Below are 17999 nucleotides of genomic sequence, written 5' to 3'. Positions count from 1 at the left end.
CTGTCCGATTTTTTACAGCGAATCAGCCGGTTTGCGATCCTTCACTATACTCAGGCGATAAAGGTCAAATAATCGACACGGAGTCGACGATGTGTGGATTTCTGCCGCACCCTGACGGGATTCCGCTCGAGCTGAATCTTCGCCCGTCTCCCAGCCTGTTCCGTCGGCACCTGCATACCCTGGGGCTTGGCGGCATCGCTTGCAACCACCCGCGTGCCTACCGTCGCGGCACTGCGGTGGAAGTGGTCATTCCGTCACTGGGCGCACAGGCGCGCTATGCCGGTTATGTTGCCTGGTGCCAGCAGCTGGATGCAGGCTACCGCGTGGGCATTGCCTTCACCGACGACCAGGCCCTGTTCGGCGCGCGCATGGGTGAGCAGGTTTGCCATATTCATCATTATTGCCAAGTGCATCAGCAACATGACCTGCACGGCGAACAGGCGCAGGTGCTGGCGCAGCAGTGGATCGCCCAGCATGGCGCCGAATTTTCCGAAGCAGCGCTGGTGGGCGAACACCCCCTGATGTCGACCCCCTCGGCGAGCCCCCTGCGCGATCCTTGTATCGCGATCGGCCTGCAAGGCAGCTCGCGCACGGCCAGGGCACCTTTTCAGCGCTGACGGCCCCCTGCCCATTGTCGCGCCCGATGTAACGCGCTAAGGTTCGGCTCCCCGCTGCGAACAATCTGCTGCTGGGCCGCACGGGGTTTGCTGGCGGCCGGCACCCGTGACCTGACGAGTAACACGATGGCTGATTTACCGATCGATGACCTCAACGTTGCCTCCAACGAGACCCTGATCACCCCCGATCAGCTGAAGAAAGAGATTCCCCTCAGCGCCAAGGCCCTGCAGACCGTGACTGCCGGCCGTGAAGTGGTGCGCAACATCCTCGACGGCAAGGACCATCGCCTGTTCGTCGTGATCGGCCCCTGCTCGATCCACGACATCAAGGCCGCCCACGAGTACGCCGATCGCCTCAAGGTACTGGCCGAAGAAGTCTCCGACACCCTCTATCTGGTCATGCGTGTGTATTTCGAGAAGCCTCGTACCACCGTCGGCTGGAAAGGCTTGATCAACGATCCGTACCTGGATGACTCGTTCAAGATCCAGGACGGCCTGCACATTGGTCGCCAATTGCTGCTGGACCTGGCCGAGAAGGGTCTGCCGACCGCGACCGAAGCCCTCGACCCGATCTCCCCGCAATACCTTCAGGACCTGATCAGCTGGTCGGCCATCGGTGCCCGTACCACCGAATCGCAAACCCACCGTGAAATGGCCTCGGGCCTGTCTTCGGCGGTCGGCTTCAAGAACGGCACCGACGGCGGCCTGACCGTGGCGATCAATGCCCTGCAGTCGGTGTCCAAGCCCCACCGCTTCCTGGGCATCAACCAGGAAGGCGGCGTGTCGATCGTCACCACCAAAGGCAACGCCTACGGCCACGTGGTGCTGCGTGGCGGCAACGGCAAACCCAACTACGATTCGGTCAGCGTTGCCCTGTGCGAACAGGATCTGGCCAAGGCCAAGATCAAGGCCAACATCATGGTCGACTGCAGCCACGCCAACTCCAACAAGGACCCGGCGCTGCAACCGCTGGTGATGGAGAACGTGGCCAACCAGATTCTGGAAGGCAACCAGTCGATCATCGGCCTGATGGTCGAAAGCCACCTGAACTGGGGCTGCCAGGCCATCCCGAAAAACCTGGAAGACCTGCAATACGGTGTTTCGGTGACCGACGCCTGCATCGACTGGGCGGCCACCGAGAAGAGCCTGCGCAGCATGCACGCCAAGCTCAAGGACGTGCTGCCCAAGCGCCAGCGCGGCTGATACGCACCAACGAAAACGCCGGGCATCTGCCCGGCGTTTTCGTTGGTGCGGTGTCGATTCAGGCCTTGGTCGAATGGCGCTGCTGGCGTTCCATGTAACGCTCGACATATGAGCATGATGGAATGACGGTGTAGCCCATCTGCTCGGCGTACTCAAGGGCCTTTTCAGTCAGGGCCGCGGCGATACCGCGACCGCGCAGGGCGTTCGGAACGAAGGTGCGATAGATATCCAGCGTCTGCTTGCCCAGGTCCATGTACGTCAGGTAGGCACGATGACCGTCCACATTGGTCTCGAACTGATGACCGGCCTGGTCATGGTGGATGGTCAGCGCTTCACTCATCACTACTCCTCGCAGGTCTTTTGGCAGACCTTTGCCTTGACCGATGGTTTATCCGGCGGAGGAACCTCAACGCCACTCATGCCCCTTGGACCGTGGTCCATCAGCAATCGTTCGACGCCCGGGACACCCAAATAGTAGGCGTGCAACGCGGGATTGCTCAAGGTGCACATGGCTAAAAATTCCATGAAAGCGGGTTGGGCCGCCGGCGCCGGTCGACACCAAACAGCCTGCCGGATGTTCTACGGGTTAAGACGTTTGAGGACCGTGAAAGTCACCCTTAGTTCAACAAAAAGTTTCCTTGGTACAACCGCTTGCGTCCGATTTGCATGGCCTTCACACTTTCTTTACAAACCCCGTCACACGCGGCCCCTGGCAACATTTTTTTTGCAGTTCTTGCGCTCTGTCAGTTTACTTACTACAAGTAATGGGTACTATGTACGCCGGCCAGTTTCTCTTTTCCGAGAGATGGCTATTTAATAGAAAGTCCTTGAAGGGGAACACGATGAACAACGTTCTGAAATTCTCTGCTCTGGCTCTGGCCGCAGTTCTGGCTACCGGTTGCAGCAGCGTATCCAAAGAAACCGAAGCTCGTCTGACTGCGACTGAAGACGCAGCAGCTCGCGCTCAAGCCCGTGCTGACGAAGCCTACCGTAAGGCTGACGACGCTCTGGCAGCCGCTCAGAAGGCTCAGCAGACCGCTGACGAAGCCAACGAGCGCGCTCTGCGTATGCTGGACAAAGCCAGCCGCAAGTAATAATCCTCACGGATTGTTATGGAGCCGGCCCACTTGTGGGCCGGCTTTTTTATTGCCCGAAGAACGCCCCTTCTCCACGCCACTCCCGTCACCCGAAAAACAAAAAGGCCTGCACGATGGCAGGCCTTTCGGTTCACGCAGGCAAGGGCTTACTGTAGCTCTGGCGGGATGCTCGACACCATCGGTGCGGCACCCTGGCCATTCACCGGGACGGCGATTTCGACCGGCATGCCATCCTCGGCGGCCACCACGTCACGAACCATGTCCCAGTTCATGCGCAGGTTGTTGGCCAGGTCTTCACGCTTGAGCAGCGCATTGATGACGGCCGTATGTTTGTCGACCACCGACGGATTGCCGTGGTCGTCCAACGGCGTGTGAGCTTCGAGATAGACTTTGCCACCACTCACACCGAACTTGTAAGGCTCGTTGATGATCCGCACCGGGGTGCCCACCGGCACCATCTTGGAGAGTGCCACAACATTGTTGTTGAGCATGCGGAAGCAGCCATGGCTGGTGCGCATGCCGATGCCGAACTTCTTGTTCGAGCCGTGGATCAGGTAGCCCGGCAGGCCCAGGGTGAACTTGAACGGACCCAGCGGGTTATCCGGGCCAGCCGGTACGACGGCAGGCAGGATATCGCCGTCAGCGGCGTGTTCGGCGCGAATCGAGGCCGGCGGCGTCCAGGTCGGGTTTGGTGTCTTGGCAGTGATCTTGGTGATCGCGATCGGCGAACCCCAGCCTTCACGACCGATCCCCAACGGGAAGGTGTGCACCACGTTCTCGCCTTTCGGATAGTAGTACAGGCGGTACTCGGCCAGGTTGATGACGATCCCCTCGCGTGGCCCGGGTGGCAGGACGTAACGGGTCGGCAGGATGATTTCGGTACCGGCGCCAGGCAACCAGGGATCGACGCCAGGGTTCGCGGCGATCATCTCCAGGTAGCCCAGGTCGTTGGCGGTGCCGATGTCGGCGAAGGTGTCTTCGTACTTGGCCTTGATCGTCCGGACCTGGCCGACGACGTCTTCGCCGGGCGGTGGCAATGGCAGCTCCAGCGCGACGGCAGGGCCGGTCAGCAGCAAGGCGGCCAGGGACAGGCAACGGGTGACGGCGGGAAAGCGCGGCAACATCCGGTAAATCCTTCGAAAGAGGGTTCAAGACATTCGATTGTACACCCGCCCGGATTCAAGCGGGAGGCATCGGCAGGCGTTGCAAGGGTTACAAATGATGAAAGGTGAGCTCAGAGCTCCGGCCACACCGGACGCGTACCCCGCCGCTGGGCATCGAGAATGGCCCGGCATAGCGGGCACAGGCGTTCGTCGCGATAGACCGCGCGCTCGACCGACGACCAGCGCGGCTGCGCCGGCAGCAGGCCGCCACACAAAGTGCGGTCGACCGGAGCGCCCAGTTCGAGCTGGCGGGCGGCGAGATGGACACGGACTTCCTGGCAGGCGAACAGGTCGAGCTGCTCGTCGGGCTCGATCAATTGGTAGGCATACAGGGACCAGGCGGGGCGTGGCATCGGGGGCACTCGAAACGGGGGGCGCAACATTAGCCGAAAGCGGCCCCCGATAAAAGCGTCAGAGCAAGGGTTTTATCGTCGGCCAGGCATTATCGAGCAAGCGCTGCTGGGCGCCCTGGGCCGGATGGATGCCATCGGCCTGCATCATCTCCGCCACCCCACCTATGCCCTCCAGAAAGAACGGCACCAAGGCCACCTTCTTTTCCTTCGCCAGCTGCTCATAGACCTGGGCGAACGCGGTGGTGTAGCGCACGCCATAATTCGGCGGCAGGCGCATGCCGAGCAACACCACCTTGGCGCCGGCCTCACGGGAGCGATCGATCATCGAGGCAAGATTTTGTTGCAATTGTTGTGGAGGTTGCCCACGCAGCCCGTCGTTCCCGCCCAACTCCAGCACCACCAGATCAGGCTTGTGCGCTGCAAGCAGCGCCGGCAGCCGCGCCTGGCCACCTGCGCTGGTGTCGCCACTGATCGAGGCATTGACCACACGGTCGGTGAAACCCTCGTCCTTCAGGCGTTGTTCCAGGAGCGTGACCCATCCCTGGCGGGTATCCAGGCCAAAACCGGCACTGATACTATCGCCGACAACCAGCAACGTTCCCGCCGCCGCGCTTTGGGCCAGGCAACACAGGGCCAGACCGGCACTCAACCACCACATTCGCATCGGATTCTCCATGGGCCCCAGCATTCTCGTTGCGCAGAACCTTAGCAAAGTGGTCCCCAGCGCGGAAGGCGACCTCACCATCCTCCACCCGCTTTCTCTCGACCTCGACCAGGGCGACAGCCTGGCCATCGTCGGTGCATCCGGCTCGGGCAAGTCGACCCTGCTCGGCCTGCTCGCAGGTCTTGACCGCCCCAGTGATGGCAGTGTCGTGCTCGCCGGCCACGACCTTGGCCCCCTGGACGAAGACCGGCGCGCACGGGTGCGTGCCGAACACGTCGGTTTCGTGTTCCAGTCGTTCCAGTTGCTCGACAGCCTCAATGCCCTGGAAAACGTCATGCTGCCCCTGGAGCTGGACGGTCGCCGCGACGCCCGCGAGCAGGCCCGCACCCTGCTCGAACGGGTCGGCCTGGGCCAGCGCCTGAGCCACACCCCACGCCAGCTGTCCGGCGGCGAGCAGCAACGGGTGGCGATTGCCCGTGCGTTCGCGGCGCACCCGGCAGTACTGTTCGCCGACGAGCCCACCGGCAATCTCGACAGCCATACCGGCGAGCGCATCAGCGACCTGCTGTTCGAGCTCAACAAGGAACGCGGCACCACCTTGGTGCTGGTGACCCATGACGAGCGGCTGGCCAAGCGCTGCCGTCGCCTGATCCGCCTGGACGCCGGACGCCTGGTGGCGCCCCTGGAGCCATGATGACCCGCCTGCCGTTCATGCGCCTGTGCGCCCTGGCCCTGCGCCAACTGCTGCGTGACGCCCGCGCCAGTGAAGTGCGAGTACTGTTCTTCGCGCTCCTGGTGGCCGTCGCCGCCAGCACCGCCATTGGTTACTTCGGCGCCCGCCTCAACGGTGCCATGCAATTGCGGGCCAGCGAATTCCTCGCTGCTGACCTTGTGCTGCAAGGGTCGTCCGCCGCCCAGGCGGCGCAGATCGATGCCGGTACTTCGCGTGGCCTGACCCACGCCCGCGTGGTGGAGTTCACCAGCGTGGTGGCCGCCGATGCCGGTATCCAGTTGTCGAGCATCAAGGCCATCGACCCGGCCTATCCACTGCGTGGCCAACTGCGCAGCGCCGCCACGCCCTATGGCAGCGAGACGCCCGGCGGGGGGCCGGCGGCCGGCGAAGCCTGGGTCGAGGCGCGCCTGTTGGCGGCACTGGGGCTGACACTGGGCGACAGCATCGACGTCGGCATGAAGACCCTGCGCATGACCCGCGTGCTGACCTACGAACCGGATCGCGCCGGCAACTTCTACAGCCTCACCCCACGCGTGCTGATGAACATCGCAGACCTGGACGCCACCGGTGTGATCCAGCCAGGAAGCCGTGTCACCTATCGCGACCTGTGGCGCGGCGAGCCGGACACCCTGGTGCAATATCGCCAGGCGGTGGAGAAGGATCTTGCCGCCAACCAGCGGCTGCTCGACACCCGTGACGGCAACCGCCAGATCGGCGGCGCCCTTGGTCGCGCCGAACGCTACCTGAACATGGCCAGCCTGGTCGCGGTGCTGCTGGCCGGTGTGGCCGTGGCGCTGTCGGCCAGTCGCTATGCCGCCCGCCGCCTGGACGCCAGCGCCCTGCTGCGCTGCCTGGGGCTGTCACGACACCAGGCGCTGGGCCTGTACTCGCTGCAACTGGCGATGCTGGGGCTGGTGGCGGCGCTCGCCGGCGCCCTGCTTGGCTGGCTCGCGCAACTGGGTCTGTTCGCCCTCCTGCAGGGGCTGCTGCCCAGTACCGTTCCGCCGGGCGGCATCGCCCCGGCACTGGCTGGCATCGGCACCGGCCTGGTGGCGCTGGCCGGCTTCGCCCTGCCTCCGCTCGCCGCTCTGGGCCGGGTACCGCCCTTGCGCGTGCTGCGCCGTGACCTGCTGCCGGTACCGCCCAGCAGTTGGCTGGTCTATGGCGCCGCATTGTTCGCCCTTGGCCTGATCATGTGGCGCCTGAGCCTGGACCTGCTGCTGACCTTCGCCCTGCTCGGCGGCGGCCTGATCGCCGCGCTGCTGCTTGGTGGCCTGCTACTGCTGGGCCTGCGCAGCCTACGCCGGTTGCTGGTCGGCTCGCCGCTGCCCTGGCGCCTGGGGCTGGGTCAGTTGCTGCGCCATCCGCTGGCAGCCGCCGGCCAGGCGTTGGCCTTCGGCTTGATCCTGCTGGCCATGGCCCTGGTCGCGCTACTGCGCGCCGAGCTGCTGGATAACTGGCAGGCGCAACTACCCAAGGATGCCCCCAACCACTTCGCGCTGAACATCCTGCCAGACGAGCGCGAACCCTTTGCCCAGCGCCTGCGCGAGGTCAATGCCACCTCGGCGCCGCTGTACCCGGTGATCCCCGGGCGCCTCACCCACATCAACGATCAGCCGGTACGGCAACTGGTGAGCAAGGAATCTACGGGCGATCGTGCCGTACAGCGCGACCTGAGCCTGACCTGGGCCGCCGACCTGCCCCAGGGCAATGCCTTGAGCGAAGGCGATTGGTGGCAGACGCCACCGCCGACCGATGGACCACCCGCGGTATCGGTCGAAGCCGAGCTGGCCGCAAGCCTCAAGCTCAAGCTGGGTGACCTGCTGACCTTCGACATCGGCGGCGAGCACCGCCAGGCACGGGTCAGCAGTTTGCGTACGGTGCACTGGGACAGCTTCCAGCCGAACTTCTACATGATCTTCCAGCCCGGCACCTTGCAAGGTTTGCCCGCCACCTACCTGACCAGCTTCTACCTCGCGCCCGGGCACGATACCGACGTGGTCGCCCTGTCGCGGGCGTTTCCGGCGGTGACCATCCTCCAGGTCGATGCGCTGCTTGGGCAACTGCGCAGCATCCTCGCCCAGGTCACCTTGGCGGTGGAGTACGTACTGCTGTTCGTGCTCGCGGCGGGCCTTGCGGTGTTGTTCGCCGGCCTGCAGGCCACCCTGGACGAGCGTATCCGCCAAGGCGCGCTACTGCGCGCCCTGGGCGCCGGCCGTGCGCTACTGGTCAAGGCCCGGCGCATCGAGTTCGGCCTGCTTGGCGCCGCCAGCGGCCTGCTCGCTGCCCTGGGCTGCGAACTGATCACCTGGGCCCTGTACCGCTATGCCTTCGACCTGCACTGGGCGCCGCATCCCTGGCTGCTGGTACTGCCCGTGCTGGGCGCGGTCCTGGTCGGCGGGGCCGGTGTCTTCGGCACCCGGCGGGCACTCAATGCAACGCCACTGAGCGTTCTGCGCGAGACCTGAGCCGACGGCGCATGCTCGCCGTGCCTGTGAGCGCGGTGAGCAGCACCATCGGCGCGCCCACCAGCCATGCCAACTGGCTCACATCCAAATGCGGCCAGTGGCTGGCAAGAAAGCCATACGCCGCACCGCTGACCATCTGCAGGAAGAAGAACTGACCGGTGGACAGCCCGATATCCCGCTGCACACAACGCAGCAGCCCTGCCTGGGTCGCCGGAATCACCATGCCAGTGCTCAACAGGATTGCCATCATCGGAGCCACGAACGCTCCCGCCACCGGCCCTGCCAGGTGAACGGCCAACCACAGGCCAACCCAGCCGACAGTACCGACAGCGGCCCCGACCGCCAGGATCAGCGCCAGGTCATGCTGGCGACTCAGGCGCCGGGCCAGAAAGCTGCCGGTGACATAACCCAGTGCACAGATGGCGATCAGCGCGCCGTACTCGAATGCGCTGAACCCCAGGACAACCTGGAAGGCGTAGGACGATGAAGACAGGAAGCCGAAGTAGCTCATCCAAACCAGGCTAATGCAGGCTGCATGAAAAACGAACGCAGCGTTGCCCAGGTTGCGTCCGTACACCCGCAGCACCAGGCCCGGAGTAACGCCCTGGCCTGCCCCCGGCAGGCTCGGCACCAGACGCCAGAACACCAGCAGTACCAGCAGGTTGAATACCCCCACCAGCCCCAGAATCCCGCGCCAGCCAAACGGCGGCAGCAACGCGCCACCCAGCAACGGCGCCAGGCACGGGGTGATGGCGATGGCCGAAGCCAGCGTGGTGAGAATGCCCATGCGCTCGCGCTCGGTGAACACCTCGCGCACCACCATACGGGTGGTCACCGTGCCGACGCAGCCGCCCAATGCTTGCAGCAGGCGGCCGATCATGAAGGGCAGGAAGGACGTGGCGCTGGCCGCAAGCCCGGTACCGCACGCTGCCAGCAGCAGCCCGCCCAGTTGTACTGCCCGCGGGCCGTAGCGATCACACAGCAGCCCGGCCAGCACCATCGACAGCGCATAGCCGACCATGTACATCACCAGTGTGCTCTGCACCTGGCCAAGGCCAACCTGCAACTGCTCGGCCAGTTGCGCCGAGGCCGGCACCATGATGCCCAGCCCGACCTGCGGCACTACCACTGCGGCCAGCAAGGCCACTGACAATCCGGGCCGGTTCATGGCTGCACCCGCAAGGCAAAAGACAATCGGACGGGCGAACGCAGCCCCACCGCTATACACATGATTCGATGTTCCTTGAATGAAGGTCAGGAGGTCCTGCAGGTACGACGCAAAGGCTCTGCGTCACGCGATTGAGGTTAGGGGCGGCGCTGCATAAGATGAAGGCCCATTAGGCGTTCCCGAATATGGACCACTATGGCCAGAGGCAAACAAGCCATTGCCCTCGATCTCGCCCTGCCGTTCGAGCTGTCTGCCGGTAGCGCTACCGGCAAGCACCGGCTGCTGCATGGATTTCTCCAGGAGCTGGTGGTCAGCGGCCATCTGCCACCCGGCACCCTGCTGCCCTCCACACGCACGTTGGCACAGCGCTGGGGCGTGGCGCGTGGCACGCTGGAGGCGGTGTTCGAGCAGCTCAAGCTGGAAGGCTTCATCGAGCGGCGCCAGGGCGCAGGGTCGCAGGTCACCCTGCAACTGCCCGATACCCTGATCGCATCCGGCAACCCGGCCGGCCAGGCGTCGCTACCTCGGCCGATGCCCGACCCGCAGTCGGTGCAGGCGCAGGTGCAAGCGCGGGTCCCCTTCGTCGCCCGCCTGCCCGACCCGAACTTGCTGGAGCAGCCTCTTTTTCCGGCACGCCTGGACGGCGCCGGCCTGCTTGAAAGCCTCCCTGCGCAGGGTGACCCACGCCTGCGCCAGGCCATCGCAGCGCACTTGAAGCTCTATCGGGGTATCGACTGCGAGGCGGATGACATCCTGGTCACCCACGGCATTCGTCACACCCTCGACCTGTTCAGCCGCGTGCTGCCCAAGCACCGAGCGCTCGCCGTTGAGGACCCAGGCTATGCCTGGGCCAGGCGGATTTTCGAGCGTTCGGGGCACAGGCTGTTCAGCACGCCGCTCGACGAACAGGGCCTGCGCGTCGATGCCCTTGCCGACCATGAAACACTCGGGGCGGTACAGGTTACGCCCGCCCATCAAGCGCCACTGGGCATCTGCATGAGCGTCGAACGCCGCCAGGCCCTGCTCGACTGGGCGCAGGCTCGGGACGCGATAATCATCGAGGACGATTACGACAGCGAGTACAACTATGCGAGTGCACCGCTGCCGGCGATCAAGGCGATCGACCACCACGACCAAGTGCTGTTCTGCGGCAGTTTCAACAAGACCTTGTTCAGTAACCTGCGCCTGGGCTTTGCCGTGGTTCCCCGGCGCCTGCACGCCGAAATGCTGGACACGCTGACGATCTCCGGGCAGGCGCCTGGCGCCCTCGGCCAGCGGGCGCTGGAGCAGATGCTCGGCAACGGCCAGTATGCACGCCACCTGCGCATTGCCCGGCAGACCTACCAGCAGCGCCGCGACCTGCTCATCGACAGGCTGCGCCGGCACACTGAGGTGCGGATTGCAGGCGAGCAGTCAGGGCTGCATTTCATCCTCTGGTTGCCTGAAGGCTGCAACGAACAGCAATTTTGCCAACAGGCCCACGAGCAGGGCCTGATGCTTCAGCCGCTCGGACTGTTCACCCGTGAACATGCCTGGCCGGCGGGCGTACTGGTGGGTTACGCCTCGTTGAGCGAGGCGCAGATTGCGGTGGCGGGGGACACATTGGGGCGGCTGTACCTGAATGCGCTCACTGGGCGCCGTAGTGGATGCGATTGATGTACCAGGTCGCTTCACCCGTGGGCGTTTGCACCAGCAACTCATCGCCCTCTTCTTTTTTCAGCAGCGCACGGGCCATGGGCGAGTCGATGGAAATGTAGTCGTTACGGCCATAGATCTCGTCGTAACCGACGATGCGAAACGTCAGGGTTTCGCCGTCGTCGTTCTCGATCTCGACCCAGGCACCGAAGAACACCTTGCCTTCCTGCTCCGGGGAATAGGCGACGACTTTCACATCCTCGAGGCGCTTGCGCAGGTAGCGGACCCGCCGATCGATCTCGCGCAGCAATTTCTTGTTGTACTGGTAATCGGCGTTTTCGCTGCGATCCCCCAGCGACGCAGCCCAGGTCACCTTCTGGGTGATCTCGGGGCGGTAGACGCGCCACAGGTGATCCAGCTCCTTCTTGAGGGCTTCATGACCTTCGGTGGTGATGATGTTGGTACTCAAACCGCTTGCTCTCCTCGGCACAGCCACAGCAGGCGCCTTGGGCCTGCCGGGTTACCGAGCTTAACCAAAAACAGGCGCCGCCACATCTCGCTCAGCGGCGGGTGATCAGGCCCTGGCGTGCAATGCGGGTCAACTGGCCGATGATCTCGCCGGCATCCTCGCCGATCGGGGCTTGGATCACAGCCAGGTCAAAGCGGTCGTTGGCGTAATGGGCAAGGTTGCAAGCCGCTTCGGCGAACTGGATGAGGAAGGCACGGGCCTGGCCCTTGCGGCGCGAAAAGCCGTCGAGGTTACGCAGAAGTGTGGGTTGATGCTGGCCACCGAGCAGGATGCGCGGTGTGCGGGATGCCTGGTCAGCAGGCAGTGGGGTCAGGCAAACACTGGTACGTGGGCAACTCATGGTGGTATCTCTGCGCCTCGCAAATCCCGCTGGGCAGCGGTGGGAGGCGTCACCGAACCAGCGCTTTAGCGGTATTTTGGATTGCCCTGGGGACTCTCCTGCGCCCCGCAAGTAGCTGTTTAAATCGGCGCAAGCGGTATCGTAGAGCGTCGAACGGCAAGCTGCAAGTGGGCGTTCACTTGCAGCTTGCCGCAGCCGGGTTGCAGCGAGATGTCAGCGGGCGATCAGGCGATCCAGCGACAGGCGCCCTGCCCCTTCGACCAGCACCGCCAGCGTGCCGCCCAACAGCGCCAGGGCGAACTCGTAGCCGTTGTTGGACATGAACAGGCCATTGCCGATGTGCACCGAGAAGATCGCGACCACCAGTGTCACGCTCAGCGCCAGCGCAGCCGGGCGGGCCAGCAGGCCGAGCAGCAGTGCCAGGCCGCCAAAGAATTCCGCGCTGCCCGAGAGCAGGGCCATCAGATAGCCAGGGGCCAGGCCAATGCTCTCCATCCATTGACCGGTGCCTTCCAGGCCATAGCCACCGAACAGGCCGAACAGCTTCTGTGAGCCATGCGCCATGAAGATGATGCCGACCAGGATGCGGATGATGCTGAGGCCGAAACCGGCACGGGTGACGAACAGGGCGTTGAGGGAGGGGTTCATCGGGTGAGCTTCCTTGAAATGTCAGGTTGGAATGGCCGCCATCTTAATCAAACCAACGAATAAGAAAACCGCAAAAAACCTAACAAACAAATCGAAAAAGTCGATTTATCAGCGTTTCGCGACCCGCTCCAAGGCGCTGCGCTCCCGGTTGAATGCCAGGAAGTACTTGTTGACGCTGTTGACGAAGTTCACCGGCCCCATACCCACCTGCTCCATGGCGATGCGCTCGGTCTGGAAAAACCACTGGTTACCGTTGAGGCCACGGCGACGGGCCTCGGCGCGCATTGCCTGGACGCGTTCCGGGCCGAGGTTGTAGGCGGCAAGAATGAAGGCCATGCGCTCACGCTCATTGAGCTGCGGGTTGGAGAAGAACTTGCGTCGGATCAGCGCGAGGTAGCGCGCGCTGGCCTGAACATTTCCGTCGACCGTGGCCGTATTGCTCACGCCCACCCGTTGCGCGGCGGCCGGGGTGATCTGCATCAGCCCATGGGCGCCTCCTGTACCACGGGCCTTGGGATCGAATGTCGACTCCTTGAACGCCAGGGCCGCTAGGTTGAGCCAGTCGATCTGCTGCTCGGCGCCGTGCTTCTGCAACACCGCGCGCAGCGACTCCAGGCGCTGGCGGTCCTGGCGGGCCAGCGGATTGTGCACGCGGTACTGGCGTCGATAGATGCGCTCGAAGGCTGCATCCTGGTTGTCCGGCGCGCGGTAAACGGCAAGGAAGCGGTCCACGCTGGCCAGCAACTGCTCGGCATCCTTGCGCACATACCAGCGCATGGCCTGAGGTTGGCTCAGACGCAACTGGGTGTCCAGGCGCAGCTTGGGCATCACCCGCGCCCAGCGCTGTGCGATGGGACGCTCCACCACGGTCAGGTGATAGATGCCGGCCTGGACCATCTCCAGTACATCCTCGACTGCCAGGGTCGGGTCGACCCACTCGATCTTCACCAGCGGGCGCTTGCGCAGGGCCAGCTGCTGGTTGATCTGCTCGATCACCGCACCGGCAGCGCTGGCGGTGGTCAGGGCGATGGTGCGCCCGGACAGCTGCTCGACCCGGCTGAAGGCTCGCTCACCCTTGCGTCCGACCAGCATCAGCGGCACCTGGTCAAGCACCGGCGCACTGACTCCGACGCCCTGCACCAGCCCCGCATCGAGCAATTCGCCAGGCGCGGCAAGGTCGCCTTCACCGCGCTGCAGGGCGCCTATCAGTTGTTCCTTGGCGCGCGGGACGATCTGCAGCGTGATTTCCTGACCGTCCGCGACCCGCGCATTGAGAAAATGCTCCAGCGCGCGCAGGCGATAGTACTCGATACCCACCGGTTCGCCCTTGACCTCGCCTGAGCTGTTGCGGCTCTGGTTGACCAGCACCCGCAACACCTTGCTCGCTCGAATCTGCGCAAGGTCGCGACTCTGGCTCGCCGGCACATGCTGCAACGGGCCGGTTTCGCGGGCGATGGCAGGCGCCGCGGCGATCAGCCCGAGCAACAGCAAGGTCGTCAGCAGGGTTCGCAGCATGAAGAAGGGTCCAGAAGCGGTTGGCGAAACCATGCGCCGAGCGGTGCGCATGACAAATGACGGCAAGAGACCATGGCAAACGTTTGAAGTTCTTGGTTTTTCTGCGAACTTGCAGATTTTGCTATGCTGGCCGCCCCGCGGCACGAGGTAGCACCATGCAACTGATCGATATCGGCGTCAACCTGACCAACAGCAGCTTTCACGACCAGCAGGCGGCGATCGTCGAACGCGCCCTGGCCGCCGGCGTGGCGCAGATGGTTTTGACCGGCACCAGCCTGGCTGTCAGCGAAGAGGCCGTGGCCCTGTGCCAGCGCCTGGATGAGGCTGGCCAACACCTGTTCAGCACGGCCGGCGTCCACCCTCACGATGCCAGCCATTGGGAAGGCGCCAGCGAACGCACCCTGCGCGATCTGCTGGCTCAGCCGCGGGTGCTTGCCGTGGGTGAATGCGGGTTGGACTTCAACCGTGACTTCTCCCCCCGTCCACAGCAGGAAAAAGCCCTGGAAGCTCAACTGGCCCTGGCCGCCGAAGTGCAGTTGCCGGTCTTCCTGCATGAACGCGATGCCAGCGAGCGGCTATTGGCAATCCTCAGGCACTACCGCGACCAGTTGCCAGCCGCCGTGGTGCATTGCTTCACTGGCGAGCGCCAGGCGCTGTTCGCCTACCTCGACCTGGACCTGCACATCGGCATCACCGGGTGGATCTGTGACGAGCGACGCGGGACGCACCTGCATCCACTGGTAGGCAATATTCCCGAAGGCCGACTGATGCTCGAAAGCGATGCGCCCTACCTGCTGCCGCGCACCCTGCGGCCGAAACCGAAGAGCGGACGCAACGAACCGGCGTTCCTGCCTGAAGTACTGCGTGAAGTCGCCTTGCACCGGGGTGAAAGCCTTGAGCACTGCGCCCAGCACACCACGGCCACGGCCAAGGATTTCTTCAAGCTCCCTTGACGCATGTCATGAAGGCTTCGCGCGCGAGCGGACACAATGATGGCACCTTGCCAATAATGTTTCCGCTCAACTCAGAGAAGACCTACCATGGGTGCCTGGCTTAGCAATATTTCCCTGAAGTACAAATTCTGGGCAGTCAATGCGGTGGCCTTCGTCACCACCTTGCTGCTGGTGCTCTACGCGGTCTACCTGGAGCAGCAGGCCCGCGCCGAATCGGCCCAGGCGCATGCCGTCGCCCAGGCCGAACTGCTGGCCACCTGGCCCGCTGCACAACCCTTCCCCCACCTGCCACATATGATCACTTGGCAGGAAGGCCAGACCCCGAGCTTCAAAGGCGAGCCCGTCGAGGCACTGCGTGACGGCCAAGGCTGGGTCGCGTTGCCCGCCGCCTGGCTGTTTGGCGACGATCCGCTGCGCGGCGCCCAGGTGCTGCGCCAGGGCAACCAGCACATCGCCGTGCTGGCGCAATCGCCAAGCCTGCGCCAGGTATTCATCGACCGATTCAGCAACTACGCGGTGTGCGTACTGATTCTCATGCTGGCGATGCTTTGCGCTTCGCAGCTGCTGATCCGCTTCCTGCTCAGCCAGCTCAACACCCTCAAGGATGTGATGCTGCACGTGGAAAAAACCGGCGACCTGTCGGCGCGCGTGCCGCTGGCCTGTGGCGACGAAGTGGGCCAGATGGCCGGGGCCTTCAATGCCATGCAGACGACCTACCACCGCGTGGTCAGCACCGTGGCCCACACTGCCGCGCAACTGGACTCAGGCGCCGCACGTCTGGCCACAAGCATGGACGAAGTACGCCACGGCATGATCGGCCAGCAGAGCGAGACCGACCAGGCCGCGACAGCGATCAACGAGATGTCCGCCACCGTGCATCACATCGCCCAGCACGCCGGCGCCACCCGCGACCTGTCGCAAAGCGCCGACAGCCTCGCCGGCAGCGGCCAGGAAGTGGTCAGCCGGGTACAAGATTCCATTGCCGGGCTGTCCAGTGGCGTGCAGCAGACTGCCGAGATGATTCGCCAACTGGCCGACGACAGCCAGAAGATCAACGGCGTGGTCAGCGTGATCCACAGTATCGCCGAGCAGACCAACCTGCTGGCCCTCAACGCCGCCATCGAAGCCGCACGCGCCGGCGACCTGGGTCGCGGCTTCGCGGTGGTGGCCGACGAAGTACGCAACCTGGCCAAGCGCGTGCAGAACTCCACCAACGAGATCACCACCATGGTGTCCGCGCTTCAGGACGGCACCCGTGATGCCGTGGAGTACATGCAAGAGAGCTCCTACAAGGCCGACGACTGCGTCAAGCAGGCCCGCGAAGCCGGCGATGCGCTGGCCGAAATCACCCGCGCGGTGGCGCAGATGCGCGAGAGCAACACACAGATCGCCGTGGCCGCCGAGCAGCAAAGCCAGGTCGCCGAGGAGATGAACCGGGCAGTGGTGAGCATCCGCGACGTTACCGAAGAAACCGTACAGCAGACCGTTGGATCGGCCACCACCAGCAATGCGTTGGCGACCCTCGCCGGCGAACTGAACAAAGCCATCGGCCAGCTCAAGCTATAGTCCCGATAAACAGCCTCGATTGGCCCCCTGCGGGGGGCCGCACTAAGCTTTGGACATGACCAAGGGGAATCGTCCATGAGCAAACGTCTGCCGAATCTGCACGCCTGGCAATGGCGCGGCTACCACCATAATCACCGCCACCCGACCAACCTGGTGCTGCACCTGATTGCCGTACCGCTGTTCATCCTTGGTGCCCTGCTGGTGCTTTCAGGCCTGTTCTCGCTCGACATCACCCAGCTTGCCGTAGGCGTGATCGCGCTGATCGCAGGGCTTGCCATGCAGCGCCAGGGCCATCGCCTGGAGGCCGAGCAACCCGAGCCGTTCAGTGATCGACAGGACGCCCTGAAACGTCTGTTGACCGAACAGTTCATCACCTTCCCACGTTTCGTCCTGAGCGGTGGCTGGTGGCGTGCCTGGCGCGAGAGACACAAGCATCGGCCCTGAACACGCGGCAAGGCTCAGGCAAACACCGTCACCGTCTGCCGGCTCAAGGCCAACAAACGGCCATCGGCCGACCATAAGCGGGCTGCGGCATGCCCATAACCATCACGGGCGTGCTCGGTCTCTACACAATACTGGTACCAGTCGTGCGTGCTCAGCTCCGGCAATGGCTGGACGAACTCGATGGTCCAGGTCAGGGTGCTGCCTGCGGCAGGTTGCTTGAGATAAGGCATCAGGCTCGGCGGCCAGGCATCGACCAGCGCCAGCAGGTGCGACACTTCGAGCGGGGCCTCCGGCAGGTCGCGCAGACGCACCCAACCGCCCATCTGGCGCGATGCGTTTCCGCTGAAGGGTAGCCCCCCGATCGCCCAGCGCAGCGCCACCTTGCGCATGAATTCAGGCATGACGCCCTTGATGTAGGGTAACTCCGGCGCCGAATCCTCCAGAGCCTTGAACGGTGGCGCTGGCTCGGCCTGCACCTCTACCACCGACGGGCGTCCAGCACCGAAGTTGCCCTGCACCAACGTCACCACCTGCCCATCCTGGATCGCACGCCCCAGCAGCGTGCTCACAGCCTTGCCCTCACGCAGCACCTCGGCCTCGAAGCGTATCGGCACATCCGGTGCCGCCGGGCCGACGAAACTGATGGCCAAAGAGCGCACTGGCCGCCCATCGCTGATCTTCTGGCACATCACCTCATAGACCAACGCCGCCATCAACCCGCCAAACGAAGCGCGGCCCTGGGCCCAGTCTGGTGGGATACTGACCGACGCCGGGTGGCGGCGCACGGCCTCTAGCAGTTCATCGAAATTCATGGAAGTCCTTGGCCTCTATCGACAACGGGGTCAAGGCGCATGGTAACCAGCAGGCTGGCACAGGGCAGCCCGCATATCGGTCATTTACTGG

At 64.1% G+C, this 17999-nt stretch carries 18 protein-coding genes and 1 pseudogene; 9 read left to right on the top strand and 10 right to left on the bottom strand.

The genetic code is table 11. The annotated features are described in order from the left end of the window. Positions 1–89: 89 nt before the first annotated feature. Both F6X62_RS06065 and F6X62_RS06060 read left to right on the top strand, forming a co-directional pair. Positions 90–506 (top strand): annotated as a pseudogene (locus F6X62_RS06065) (PilZ domain-containing protein); the annotation flags it as partial. Positions 507–743: 237 nt separating this feature from the next. Next, on the top strand, positions 744–1820 hold the full coding sequence (locus tag F6X62_RS06060; RefSeq protein ID WP_054895443.1) for a 3-deoxy-7-phosphoheptulonate synthase: 1077 nt from the start codon (positions 744–746) through the stop codon (positions 1818–1820). Positions 1821–1878: 58 nt separating this feature from the next. Here the strand turns inward: F6X62_RS06060 and F6X62_RS06055 are convergent, their stop codons facing one another. After that, positions 1879–2160: a GNAT family N-acetyltransferase gene (locus F6X62_RS06055; RefSeq protein WP_054895442.1), complete on the bottom strand. Its 282-nt coding sequence runs from the start codon at positions 2158–2160 to the stop codon at positions 1879–1881. A gap of 502 nt (positions 2161–2662) precedes the next feature. Between F6X62_RS06055 and oprI the strand changes: the two genes are divergently transcribed. Continuing rightward, positions 2663–2914: an outer membrane lipoprotei OprI gene (oprI, locus tag F6X62_RS06050; protein WP_003259780.1), complete on the top strand. Its 252-nt coding sequence runs from the start codon at positions 2663–2665 to the stop codon at positions 2912–2914. Positions 2915–3063: 149 nt separating this feature from the next. Here the strand turns inward: oprI and F6X62_RS06045 are convergent, their stop codons facing one another. The 3 genes from F6X62_RS06045 to F6X62_RS06035 all read right to left on the bottom strand — a co-directional run bounded on the left by F6X62_RS06045 (position 3064) and on the right by F6X62_RS06035 (position 5097). After that, positions 3064–4041, bottom strand: coding sequence for a L,D-transpeptidase family protein (locus tag F6X62_RS06045; protein ID WP_054895441.1), 978 nt, complete (start codon positions 4039–4041; stop codon positions 3064–3066). Between the two features lie 110 nt (positions 4042–4151). Next, positions 4152–4433, bottom strand: a complete 282-nt coding sequence (locus F6X62_RS06040) for a hypothetical protein (RefSeq protein ID WP_054895440.1) — start codon at positions 4431–4433, stop codon at positions 4152–4154. Between the two features lie 58 nt (positions 4434–4491). Continuing rightward, positions 4492–5097 carry an arylesterase gene (locus F6X62_RS06035; RefSeq protein ID WP_153772961.1) on the bottom strand — a complete coding sequence of 202 codons (606 nt, stop codon included), beginning with the start codon at positions 5095–5097 and terminating at the stop codon, positions 4492–4494. Positions 5098–5107: 10 nt separating this feature from the next. On the opposite strand from F6X62_RS06035, the gene F6X62_RS06030 reads away from it, so the two are divergent. Together F6X62_RS06030 and F6X62_RS06025 are read left to right on the top strand one after the other, a co-directional pair. Next, on the top strand, positions 5108–5791 hold the full coding sequence (locus tag F6X62_RS06030; protein ID WP_153772960.1) for an ABC transporter ATP-binding protein: 684 nt from the start codon (positions 5108–5110) through the stop codon (positions 5789–5791). Beyond that, positions 5791–8298 (top strand): ABC transporter permease, encoded by a 2508-nt coding sequence (locus F6X62_RS06025; protein ID WP_153773089.1) that lies wholly within the window; start codon positions 5791–5793, stop codon positions 8296–8298. The genes F6X62_RS06030 and F6X62_RS06025 overlap by 1 nt, the downstream gene beginning before the upstream one ends. Here the strand turns inward: F6X62_RS06025 and F6X62_RS06020 are convergent. After that, positions 8261–9466: an MFS transporter gene (locus F6X62_RS06020; RefSeq protein ID WP_153772959.1), complete on the bottom strand. Its 1206-nt coding sequence runs from the start codon at positions 9464–9466 to the stop codon at positions 8261–8263. The two genes, F6X62_RS06025 and F6X62_RS06020, sit on opposite strands and share 38 nt — an antisense overlap. A gap of 195 nt (positions 9467–9661) precedes the next feature. Between F6X62_RS06020 and F6X62_RS06015 the strand changes: the two genes are divergently transcribed. Continuing rightward, on the top strand, positions 9662–11122 hold the full coding sequence (locus tag F6X62_RS06015) for a PLP-dependent aminotransferase family protein (protein WP_153772958.1): 1461 nt from the start codon (positions 9662–9664) through the stop codon (positions 11120–11122). On the opposite strand, the gene greB is transcribed toward F6X62_RS06015, so the two are convergent. The 4 genes from greB to F6X62_RS05995 all read right to left on the bottom strand — a co-directional run bounded on the left by greB (position 11094) and on the right by F6X62_RS05995 (position 14133). Beyond that, positions 11094–11570 carry a transcription elongation factor GreB gene (gene greB, locus F6X62_RS06010; protein ID WP_153772957.1) on the bottom strand — a complete coding sequence of 159 codons (477 nt, stop codon included), beginning with the start codon at positions 11568–11570 and terminating at the stop codon, positions 11094–11096. The two genes, F6X62_RS06015 and greB, sit on opposite strands and share 29 nt — an antisense overlap. Positions 11571–11661: 91 nt before the next feature. After that, complete coding sequence (locus F6X62_RS06005) at positions 11662–11970, bottom strand: hypothetical protein (protein ID WP_054892376.1); 309 nt, start codon at positions 11968–11970, stop codon at positions 11662–11664. A gap of 213 nt (positions 11971–12183) precedes the next feature. Then, positions 12184–12618, bottom strand: coding sequence for a DoxX family protein (locus tag F6X62_RS06000; protein WP_054892377.1), 435 nt, complete (start codon positions 12616–12618; stop codon positions 12184–12186). A gap of 108 nt (positions 12619–12726) precedes the next feature. Further along, positions 12727–14133: a transglycosylase SLT domain-containing protein gene (locus tag F6X62_RS05995; protein ID WP_153772956.1), complete on the bottom strand. Its 1407-nt coding sequence runs from the start codon at positions 14131–14133 to the stop codon at positions 12727–12729. Between the two features lie 155 nt (positions 14134–14288). On the opposite strand from F6X62_RS05995, the gene F6X62_RS05990 reads away from it, so the two are divergent. The 3 genes from F6X62_RS05990 to F6X62_RS05980 all read left to right on the top strand — a co-directional run bounded on the left by F6X62_RS05990 (position 14289) and on the right by F6X62_RS05980 (position 17096). Beyond that, complete coding sequence (locus F6X62_RS05990; RefSeq protein ID WP_153772955.1) at positions 14289–15086, top strand: TatD family hydrolase; 798 nt, start codon at positions 14289–14291, stop codon at positions 15084–15086. Positions 15087–15173: 87 nt separating this feature from the next. After that, positions 15174–16652 carry a methyl-accepting chemotaxis protein gene (locus F6X62_RS05985; RefSeq protein ID WP_063544120.1) on the top strand — a complete coding sequence of 493 codons (1479 nt, stop codon included), beginning with the start codon at positions 15174–15176 and terminating at the stop codon, positions 16650–16652. A 75-nt stretch (positions 16653–16727) separates the two neighbouring features. Then, a complete protein-coding gene (locus F6X62_RS05980) occupies positions 16728–17096 on the top strand; it encodes an Mpo1-like protein (protein ID WP_153772954.1) in 369 nt (122 codons plus the stop codon). A gap of 14 nt (positions 17097–17110) precedes the next feature. Here F6X62_RS05980 and F6X62_RS05975 read toward each other — a convergent pair whose 3' ends face one another. Beyond that, positions 17111–17908: an acyl-CoA thioesterase II gene (locus tag F6X62_RS05975; RefSeq protein WP_153772953.1), complete on the bottom strand. Its 798-nt coding sequence runs from the start codon at positions 17906–17908 to the stop codon at positions 17111–17113. Positions 17909–17999: the final 91 nt, after the last annotated feature.

It is taken from the genome of Pseudomonas sp. MNR3A, from assembly GCF_009650575.1.
GTDB lineage: Bacteria > Pseudomonadota > Gammaproteobacteria > Pseudomonadales > Pseudomonadaceae > Aquipseudomonas > Aquipseudomonas machongensis.
This window is presented reverse-complemented; position numbering and strand designations above follow the sequence as displayed.

Bases quoted from the DNA above. Each gene is read 5' to 3' on its own strand.
- F6X62_RS05995 (WP_153772956.1), bottom strand. From the start codon at position 14,133: ATGCTGCGAACCCTGCTGACGACCTTGCTGTTGCTCGGGCTGATCGCC.
- F6X62_RS06025 (WP_153773089.1), top strand. From the start codon at position 5,791: ATGACCCGCCTGCCGTTCATGCGCCTGTGCGCCCTGGCCCTGCGCCAA.
- F6X62_RS06040 (WP_054895440.1), bottom strand. From the start codon at position 4,433: ATGCCACGCCCCGCCTGGTCCCTGTATGCCTACCAATTGATCGAGCCC.
- F6X62_RS06005 (WP_054892376.1), bottom strand. From the start codon at position 11,970: ATGAGTTGCCCACGTACCAGTGTTTGCCTGACCCCACTGCCTGCTGAC.
- F6X62_RS05975 (WP_153772953.1), bottom strand. From the start codon at position 17,908: ATGAATTTCGATGAACTGCTAGAGGCCGTGCGCCGCCACCCGGCGTCG.
- F6X62_RS05980 (WP_153772954.1), top strand. From the start codon at position 16,728: ATGAGCAAACGTCTGCCGAATCTGCACGCCTGGCAATGGCGCGGCTAC.
- F6X62_RS06055 (WP_054895442.1), bottom strand. From the start codon at position 2,160: ATGAGTGAAGCGCTGACCATCCACCATGACCAGGCCGGTCATCAGTTC.
- F6X62_RS06000 (WP_054892377.1), bottom strand. From the start codon at position 12,618: ATGAACCCCTCCCTCAACGCCCTGTTCGTCACCCGTGCCGGTTTCGGC.
- F6X62_RS05990 (WP_153772955.1), top strand. From the start codon at position 14,289: ATGCAACTGATCGATATCGGCGTCAACCTGACCAACAGCAGCTTTCAC.
- F6X62_RS06030 (WP_153772960.1), top strand. From the start codon at position 5,108: ATGGGCCCCAGCATTCTCGTTGCGCAGAACCTTAGCAAAGTGGTCCCC.
- F6X62_RS06015 (WP_153772958.1), top strand. From the start codon at position 9,662: ATGGCCAGAGGCAAACAAGCCATTGCCCTCGATCTCGCCCTGCCGTTC.
- F6X62_RS06045 (WP_054895441.1), bottom strand. From the start codon at position 4,041: ATGTTGCCGCGCTTTCCCGCCGTCACCCGTTGCCTGTCCCTGGCCGCC.
- F6X62_RS06020 (WP_153772959.1), bottom strand. From the start codon at position 9,466: ATGAACCGGCCCGGATTGTCAGTGGCCTTGCTGGCCGCAGTGGTAGTG.
- F6X62_RS05985 (WP_063544120.1), top strand. From the start codon at position 15,174: ATGGGTGCCTGGCTTAGCAATATTTCCCTGAAGTACAAATTCTGGGCA.
- F6X62_RS06060 (WP_054895443.1), top strand. From the start codon at position 744: ATGGCTGATTTACCGATCGATGACCTCAACGTTGCCTCCAACGAGACC.
- oprI (WP_003259780.1), top strand. From the start codon at position 2,663: ATGAACAACGTTCTGAAATTCTCTGCTCTGGCTCTGGCCGCAGTTCTG.
- F6X62_RS06035 (WP_153772961.1), bottom strand. From the start codon at position 5,097: ATGCGAATGTGGTGGTTGAGTGCCGGTCTGGCCCTGTGTTGCCTGGCC.